The 8,878-nt window shown below is 38.5% G+C and carries 5 protein-coding genes and 1 pseudogene; all 6 read left to right on the forward strand.

Features of this window, described 5'->3' with window-relative positions; translation table 11 throughout:
- A pseudogene (locus tag HCUR_RS08455) lies at positions 1-201 on the forward strand (IS481 family transposase); the annotation flags it as partial.
- 447 nt (positions 202-648) lie between these two features.
- Positions 649-1,998, forward strand: coding sequence for an acetyl-CoA carboxylase biotin carboxylase subunit (gene accC, locus HCUR_RS03210; RefSeq protein WP_104206715.1), 1,350 nt, complete (start codon positions 649-651; stop codon positions 1,996-1,998).
- A gap of 4 nt (positions 1,999-2,002) precedes the next feature.
- Positions 2,003-4,561, forward strand: a complete 2,559-nt coding sequence (polA, locus tag HCUR_RS03215) for a DNA polymerase I (RefSeq protein WP_104206716.1) — start codon at positions 2,003-2,005, stop codon at positions 4,559-4,561.
- 150 nt (positions 4,562-4,711) lie between these two features.
- Positions 4,712-5,509, forward strand: a complete 798-nt coding sequence (locus tag HCUR_RS03220; RefSeq protein WP_129591878.1) for an SDR family NAD(P)-dependent oxidoreductase — start codon at positions 4,712-4,714, stop codon at positions 5,507-5,509.
- Between the two features lie 567 nt (positions 5,510-6,076).
- A complete protein-coding gene (locus HCUR_RS08460) occupies positions 6,077-6,226 on the forward strand; it encodes a hypothetical protein (RefSeq protein WP_165780700.1) in 150 nt (49 codons plus the stop codon).
- A gap of 830 nt (positions 6,227-7,056) precedes the next feature.
- Positions 7,057-8,025: a GTPase ObgE gene (obgE, locus tag HCUR_RS03235; protein WP_243397261.1), complete on the forward strand. Its 969-nt coding sequence runs from the start codon at positions 7,057-7,059 to the stop codon at positions 8,023-8,025.
- The last annotated feature ends 853 nt before the right edge of the window (positions 8,026-8,878 follow it).

Here is an 8,878-nt window from a genome sequence, read left to right on the forward strand (position 1 = left end):
ACTGTAAACAATTTCCATTATGCATCTCATGATGAGCTGAAACAGCATCTGCATGCCTATCTAATGGCTTATACCTTCGCTAAACGACTTAAAGCCATCAAAGGCAAAACTCCTTGGCAATTTATTCTAAATCAGTGGACAATTCATCCAGAATATTTTACAATTAATCCTAACCATTTCTTGGCGGGACTAAACACTTAATCAAGAAATTAAACTCATGGATAACGTAATTTTCCAAAAGTCGCCCAAGACGAAAGAGTTCATTGAATCCGTTGAGTGAACTGTTATTTTTCCCCTAGAGATATTCACCTGATATGAATCTAATAGAAAAAACCATGAATTAAGGGAACAATTTCCGAGTTTAGCACTTTATATGATTCTTTATCATTCTTTTTAATACACTATGTTAAGTTAAATAACGATAGAGAGTCTACCCACTGGATGCTTTTTGTTCATAAAGCTTACCTAGAAAATCTCTCATTCCTTCTAGCAGTTTAATTAAAGCAAGATTATGTGTTGCAGGGAGGTCCTGTGTCTTTGAGGAGTGTTCTTGATGAATATTTATCTTTTTTAAGCTCGTTTTCTTGGTTGAGATTCGTTCTATTCTCCTCTAGAATAAAAGAAATCCTGAACGAAAGCGTACTTTACATGGTTTTTCAAAAAGTTTTAATTGCAAACAGAGGGGAAATTGCGGTACGTATTCAAAGAGCCTGTAGAGAAATGGGGATAAAAACCGTGGCAGTGCATTCCGTGGTGGATCGAGACGCCATGCATGTACGACTGGCAGATGAGAGTGTCTGTATCGGTCCTGCTTCCTCAAAGCTGAGCTATATGAACTTAGGAGCTCTGATTTCTGCCTGCGAGCTTACCGGCGCTCAGGCGGTACATCCAGGGTTTGGATTCTTATCAGAAAATGCCAACTTCGCTCAGGCAATACAAGAGCACGGCATTGTATTTATTGGTCCTTCTCCCCAACATATTCGGGTGATGGGAGATAAAGTGGAAGCAAAGAAAACTGCACTATCTCTGGGGTTACAAACAGTTCCTGGATCCGAAGGAGAAGTGTCTACTCTGGCAGAGGCAGAAAGCATCAGTACAAAAATTGGATATCCTATATTGATTAAAGCCAGCTCTGGGGGAGGAGGAAGAGGAATGCGGGTATGTTATCAGCCCTCTGACTTAGCGGCGTTAATAGAAAGTGCGGGCGCAGAAGCTCAAGCATGCTTTGGTTATTCTGGCATTTATATTGAAAAATTTCTTGATACTCCTAGACATATTGAGTTTCAAATTTTGGGCGATAAATTCGGTAGTGTTTTGTGTGTAGGGGAGAGGGATTGCTCGGTCCAAAGACGCCATCAGAAAATCTGGGAAGAAGCGTTGTGTCCCGTACTCACTGAAAATCAACGCCAGGAAATGTATAGTAAAATCATTTATGCCATGGAGTGTTTTGGCTATCAAGGATTGGGAACACTAGAATTTTTATACCAAAATGGAAATTTTTACTTTATTGAAATGAATACTCGAGTACAAGTTGAACATCCTGTTACAGAAATGGTGTATGGACTAGATTTAATTCGATTGCAACTTCAGGTAGCTCAAGGGCTTCCTCTTCCGTATACCCAAAAGGATCTTCGACCTTTTGGTCACGCAATTGAATGTCGTATTAATGCAGAGGATCCAGAAACTTTTTGTCCAAGTCCTGGAAAGATCAGCGCCTATGCAGCACCAGGTGGTCCCTTTGTTCGTGTGGATAGCGCACTTTTTTCTGGCTATACTGTTCCCTCTAACTATGATAGCTTAGTGGCGAAATTAGTGGTATGGGGGATAACGCGTGAGGAGTGTATTTCTCGATTGCGTAGAGCTTTGGGGGAGTATGTTATTTCTGGCATTAATACGCTGATTCCTTTACATTTGCGATTATGCGATGAACCAGATATCCATCATGCTTTGTATCATATTAACTGGCTTGAACAGTACTTAGACCTTCAACGATCTTAACCCTATGAATGATTCGCTCTCTATTTCTAACAATATTTTTTATCTTGTGGATGCTTCTGGTTTTTTGTTTCGAAGTTTTTTCGCATTGCCCGCCTTAACGACTACCCAAAATCGTCCTATTGGCGCGCTATTGGGATTATGTAATATGCTATTAAAGATCTGGGAAACACACGAATTTACCCATTGGGCTCTAGTATTAGATAGCAAAGAACCTACCTTTCGTCATGAGCTTATGCCCAGTTACAAATCTCAGCGTAAACATCCTCCAGAAGCGCTCTTGGAGCAATTTTCTCTATTACCGCATCTGTGTGAGAGCTTTTCAATTCCCTATGTAATTTATCCAGGATTTGAAGCAGATGATCTCATGGTAAGTTATGGAAAATGGGCATTAAGCTTTGCTCAACAAGTAGTTTTAGTATCCTCTGACAAAGATTTAATGCAGGCTGTAACACCTGAAATACGCATGTATGATCCTGTAAAAGTACTATGGGTGAATGAGGCAACGGTGGAAGCTCGTTGGGGGGGGCGCCCTTCACAAATCCCAGATATTCAAGGATTGGCGGGAGATCCCTCAGATCATATCCCAGGAATTCCTGGCATTGGTCTTAAAACTGCAGCCACTTGGATTAAAGAGGCAGGAAGTTTAGAGGCAGTACTAGAAGGTAATATCAACGCTTTGTCGCAACATAAGCGTGATTTAATTCATACCTTTAAAGATCAAGCGCGGTTGTGTTGTCACATAGCGCGGTTAAGAGATGATGTTCCGATTGTTCATTCAGATCTTCAACCGTTTCAACGAAAATTTCCAGATCCCCATCGTCTGGAAGCATTTTTGGATGAGATGGAGTTAAAACGCCTTAAGCGTCGACTAACGGATCTAGGATGGCTTCAGAATAAGCCTCCTTTACAAGTTCAAGTACATCTTTGGTCTCCTCAAGCGCTCTCTGCGGTTTGTGTAACCTATATGAGTTGGCTTCAAGATTCCAAAGGAAGTATTCTGGGAGTAGTACTATTTAATACACTAGAAGCTATGGTGGTTCCTTTTGGGGACTTTCAACAGGAAGCGTGGAAACAGTTCTGGAATAGTGAGACACATCTTAAAGTGTCTTGGGATATTTTATCCATTTTGCGTAAACTTTCTTACGCTATGCCCAAGGCCCTGGAGGATTTAAGAGTATTAGAGTACATGGTAAGAGGATGTCACAGTGAAAAAACAGCTCAGGATACGATTATTCATTGTCTTTCTGAGTGTCCTGTTATAGACACAGTATGGGGATTAGATATTCCTGAATATCTGCGGTGCTATCATAGTGTTCATGAAGCAGTCTATGGCATTCAGGCCTATCATGTGTATCGTGCACGGCTTCAAGGAACACTGTATCACACTCTGGATCTTCCTCTTTTGAGTTGTTTATATGGCATGGAGAAGCGAGGAATTGGGTTAGACATTGATACGTTAACAATGCTGTCTCGTAAACTTTCTGATAAAATGACGCAATTAGAAAAAAAAATTTACACACATTTCCACAGTCCTATTAATCTTGCGTCTCCTAAACAACTAGCTCAAGTGCTGTTTGAAGATTTGGGCTGGCCTAAGCCAAAAAAAGGAAAATCTGGGCAATATTCTACGGACAGCAGTGTTTTAGAGACCTATGGTGCTCAGGGGTATACTTTAGCGCAAGATATTTTAGAGTGGCGCCATTATGCAAAATTAAAACAATCTTATACCGATACACTTCCTCTACAAGTTAACTTGGATACCGGAAGGATCCATAGTTCTTTTTCTATGGTGACGACATCAACGGGTAGACTTGCGTCTTTTAATCCTAATTTACAACATATTCCAATTTCTAGTGTGTTTCCCATCCGTAGCGCGTTTCGTCCTGCTCCTGGATATGTGTTTTTGAGTTTAGATTATTCTCAGATTGAATTACGATTACTGGCCCATATGGGAAGTATTAATACATTAATTCATGCATTTCAACGGGGACATGATGTACATCACGCCACTGCTCAAGCTCTATTTCACACCGATGAGGTAAGTTCTGAGTACAGAAAGCGTGCAAAAACCATTAATTTTGGAATTTTGTATGGAATGAGCGCTTTTGGCTTGGCTCAACAATTAAATGTTCCTCCTCAAGAAGCCAGGGAATATATTCACCGCTATTTTGAGTTGTATCCTGGAATTCGAGCTTATATGCAAGAGGTAGAGGGACAGGCTCAAAAAGACGGCTATGTTCGTACGCTTTGGGGAAGAAAATGTACAATTCTAGACATTCACAGTACTTCCAGCGTTGTACGCCAGGGAGCTTTACGTCAAGCAATTAATGCACCACTTCAAGGAACTTGTGCGGATTTTATGAAAAAAGCGATGCTGGATTGTCAAGTTTTATTGAACCCCGATGCGTATTTATTGTTACAGATTCATGACGAGATGTTATTAGAGGTTCCTGAAAGTCGCGTAGAAATTTTAGCACTCCAGCTGCAATCTCTTATGGAGAAAATTGACGTTTTACAGGTTCCTTTAAAGGTAAATTATTATTGGGGGAAAGTATGGCTATAATATCTTACACTCTAAAATACTCCTTATTTTAATATTTTTAGATTTATTTAATCCGTCATGAACGTGTTTTTTACACTCAATGGGTGTTGAAAAGTCCAAATTGTGGACTATACTGTATTGGTTGTTGTTTATTGTGTAAAAATTTTATTTATGTCAAAAAAATGGGCGCTGATAACCGGCGCAACCTCTGGTATCGGGTTAGAATTTTCAAAACTTTTAGCAGAAACGCATGATCTTATTTTAGTGGGAAGAAACGAATTGAAGTTAAGTCAAACAAAAAAAGATTTATTTTCTAAAAAATCCTTTAGAAAGGATCTCCAGATACAGACCATTGTTTCCGATCTTAGCGATACAAAATCAGCGGAGTTTATTTTTAAAGAATGTCAAAATCGTTCATTGGAAATTGAGGTATTGATTAATAACGCAGGTGTTGGAGTATTTGGGGAGCATGTTACTCTTTTTAACGAAGATATTATACATATGCTAAATATCAACATTATTTCTCTTACTCTTTTATCTAAATATTTTGCATATTCTATGAAACAAAGACGTTCAGGATTTATCTTAAATGTTGCTTCACTGGCTGCGTATCAACCAGTTCCCTGGATTTCCAGTTACGCAGCATCAAAAAGTTACGTTTTAAATTTCTCTGAAGCGCTATCAAAAGAGCTGGAAGATTATAATATTTCGGTGACATGCCTTTCTCCAGGGCACACGCGCACAAATTTTTTTAAGTCAGCAGGTATTGGTGATAAAGAAACTGGGTTTTATCGTGTAAACACACGAATGTCTGTTGAAAAAGTTGCTAAAATTGGATTGAATGCACTGTTTAGGAAGAGGATTTCTGTTATTCCCGGTATAAAAAATAATATTCTTGGCAACCTGAATCGTTGTGCACCGAGATTTTTAGTGGCAAAAATAGCAAAATTTCTTACTAGAAATCCTTAATTTTATAAAAAGATATATTATTTCGTCCTAGAGGAAGAAATCGATTAAGAGTTTAAAAAAACAAGATAATTTTAAAGAGGAATTTTAAGTTTAGGTGCTCTGAGGGGTGCATTTTTGAGTATTAATGGTGGATAGACTTAGGATGATTTTGCTCAACAACCGTACCAAATTGTATGATAAGGCTTAAAATCCGTCACGTAAAAAGTTGAAATAGCAGGAATAAAGTATAGGATTGACATCAAAGAGAGATCAAAAAGAGAAAAGAGAAGCAAGTAAGGCCGCAGCCTAAGGATGCTAGGCGGGTATGGAGCGGCATAGTTTATATCAAAAATGGCTGGTTTTGGAGGGATCCCTCTAGAGAGTTTGGGCTATGGAAGCCAGTATTGAACAACTTTAACAGGCTAAAGCATAGGGGGGGGCATTCAAGCATTGATGGATAAACCCAGAGATATCCCCAGAATGAAGAGGAGAAAAGTCTTAGCATAGGAATTATCGATATTCAAAGCGTGAACCCACGCGCTTTTAAACAATGAAGAGATGAAGGCAAAAAAGGGACAGGTTCACACCTTGGGCTATTCGCTAAATGGTGATGTGCACAGCGCTAATCGTCGTGATAGTAGGTGTACCAAAAGAGTCTTATTTGGCTTGAAGGAAAACTTTGTAAGGCTGGTGAACATTTTAGCACATCAAGGCTATCAAAGTGATCTAAACCAGTGAGTTTATCTCCATACGTAAGGATCTTTACTGAGTATTATAAAACAATGGAGACAAGGTGTAGAGCGTTCATTTTCTTGATTAAGGCATTTTAGGAGGCTATCCAAAGATTATGAGCGGTCTACTAAATCAGCCAAAGCGTTTATTTCACTCGCTCTCACTAAAATAATCCTCAATAAATTAGAAAAATGGTTTATGTGACTGTTTCTAAAAAGATCCGTATTGTAAAAGCTACTAAAAACCATGGAAGCGATGGATTGATTATTCCAGCTATACTATGGTTTTTTTGTAATATGTGCCACGATTTTTAGTAACTACTTTCTCGCTTTTTTTATGCTATGTCCTGCTTTTTCAACTTTCAATATCAACCTACTTATCATCAATATATCCAAGACGGTAATTGGCTACTTTTCTTACTCTGCTTTCCTAGTGGAAAAGGTTTTTTATCGCTAAAAATCTTAGCTTCTTGCATACTACTGCTACATATCCTTTACTTGTCGTAACTCAGCCCCAATAATTTTTCATCCTAGTATCTTTGAAAAATAAATTCTACTTTTAAATCGTTTATTCTACGTTTACACCCTAATCGTGCTCTCGCATCGTCATTTCTTTCTGTCTTATACTGATTACGCCTGTATTTCTGTGTACCTCAAACACTTTTGATTCTCCCTTTTGTGTTTTTTTAGTCTTGCTATACACCGAATATTACGGCGATTTACTATAGTATATGGAGTTTTATGATGTAAAATATTTTTTACACCTAGGCTGTACAAGGCAGCGTGCTTTTTCCAAGGATCTCTTGTAAAATAAAAAAAAATCACAAAAAGAGCACGATGCAATTTGTTCAAGACGCAAAAATTCTTATCAAAAGTGGGTCTGGTGGCTCAGGGAGTGTTAGTTTTCGTCGGGAAAAAAATATTGAGTTTGGTGGACCCGATGGAGGAAATGGAGGAAAAGGCGGTGATGTCTTGGTTCAGGGAAGCGTTGGGAAAAGTACTCTCTTAGATTTTCGACTTAAGAGGCACTATACTGCAGAAGATGGGCACTCTGGAGCAGGACGATGTCAAACAGGGAAAGCAGGAAAAAATCTTATATTATACGTTCCTCTGGGTACTGAGGTGTGGATGGAAGGGGAAAAAATTGCGGATATTACCCGAAAGCATCAAACTGTTGTGTTGTTTAAAGGAGGTAAGGGAGGAGCAGGAAATGCATGTTTAAAAAACTCTGTTCATCAAGCACCCAGAGTAGCGTATCCTGGAGAATCCGGACAAGAGGCTTGGATTGAGCTTAAACTTAAATTATTGGCAGATATAGGGTTGATCGGTATGCCTAACGCAGGAAAATCAACGTTGTTAAATGCGCTCACAGAAGCCAATTCGAAAGTGGGGGATTACCCTTTTACAACGTTGTTTCCAAAACTTGGTGTCCTTTACTGGGACGATAAAGAAGTAGTTCTTGCGGATCTTCCGGGATTAATTGAGGATGCCCATTTGGGTAAAGGACTGGGATATCGCTTTTTAAGCCATGCTCAGCGATGCCGTATTTTATTGCACATGGTGGACGCTACTCAGCAAAACCCCCTTGAAACCTATAATCATATTCGAAAAGAATTAAAAGCTTTTGATTTAAGCCTTGTAGAAAAACAAGAAATTATTGTGTTTAATAAAAGTGAAGATCTCACAGAATTAGAAAAAAAACAGTTAAAAAACTTATTTTCAGCCCAAGAATCAATATTTTTTATTTCTGCGTTATATCGACAAAATTTAAATGCTTTAATATCCTGTGTAGGCTCCTTTTTTTAAGTGTTTGTTTATATCGAGCTTAAAGAGCTTTGTGGATATAGCTCAAACCAGCCTTTCAGATCAGTCAAATATAAGCTTTTTCTAGAGAGTGTCGTCAAATTAGTATTGCTAATGAAAGGGATGAAGGCAGAATAGAGAATGAATAATAGAGAGAGTATAGAGAGAAGAATTAAGGTCATTAATAACATCGCCAGAACGATACATGAGATAAATTATGGAATAGATTTTGTGGGCGCGTACCTGGAATAGATAGCACCGTAGATTGAAAAGCGGGGAATAACAGGCTTTTTATTAACGGGGTATTTTATATTTTAAGAACCGATGCATCTTAGAAGACGCTTTCGACTGATTATAAAGATTGGAACAATGCCCATAAAAAGTTTTTTCGATGGCCAGACAACAGGATTGCAGAAATGCTACTTGAGTATACTATTGAAGACACGAATTCGTAATAAAAAATTATGAATGGCTCATGATAGGTGTAAATCACATGAAAGTGCAAAAAAGCGGCTCAATACCAAGATATAGCCTACTAACTATAGAACAATGATAATATAAGAAAATAGAAGATATTTAAAGCTGTCGTATTCATTATCGTAAAGATTTAGGAATTAAGACGAAATAAGGATTGAGCTATGAAGAATCAGGTAGACGTTTTGGAATGGGTCAGCAGACGATAAAGGGAGTATACGTTGAGAACCGACATTCGTTCACTATAAACCAGCCAGAATAATAGACATGGACTGTTTATAACACACTATCACAATGGATTCTGATGCCGATCCGCCAGAGCGAGCAGAGTGCTGTTGGCATTTTGAAAGCCCTGAGACGTCTTGATGTTCGCGATAAAACA

It is taken from the genome of Holospora curviuscula (genome assembly GCF_002930195.1).
GTDB classification, from domain to species: Bacteria; Pseudomonadota; Alphaproteobacteria; order Holosporales; family Holosporaceae; genus Holospora; species Holospora curviuscula.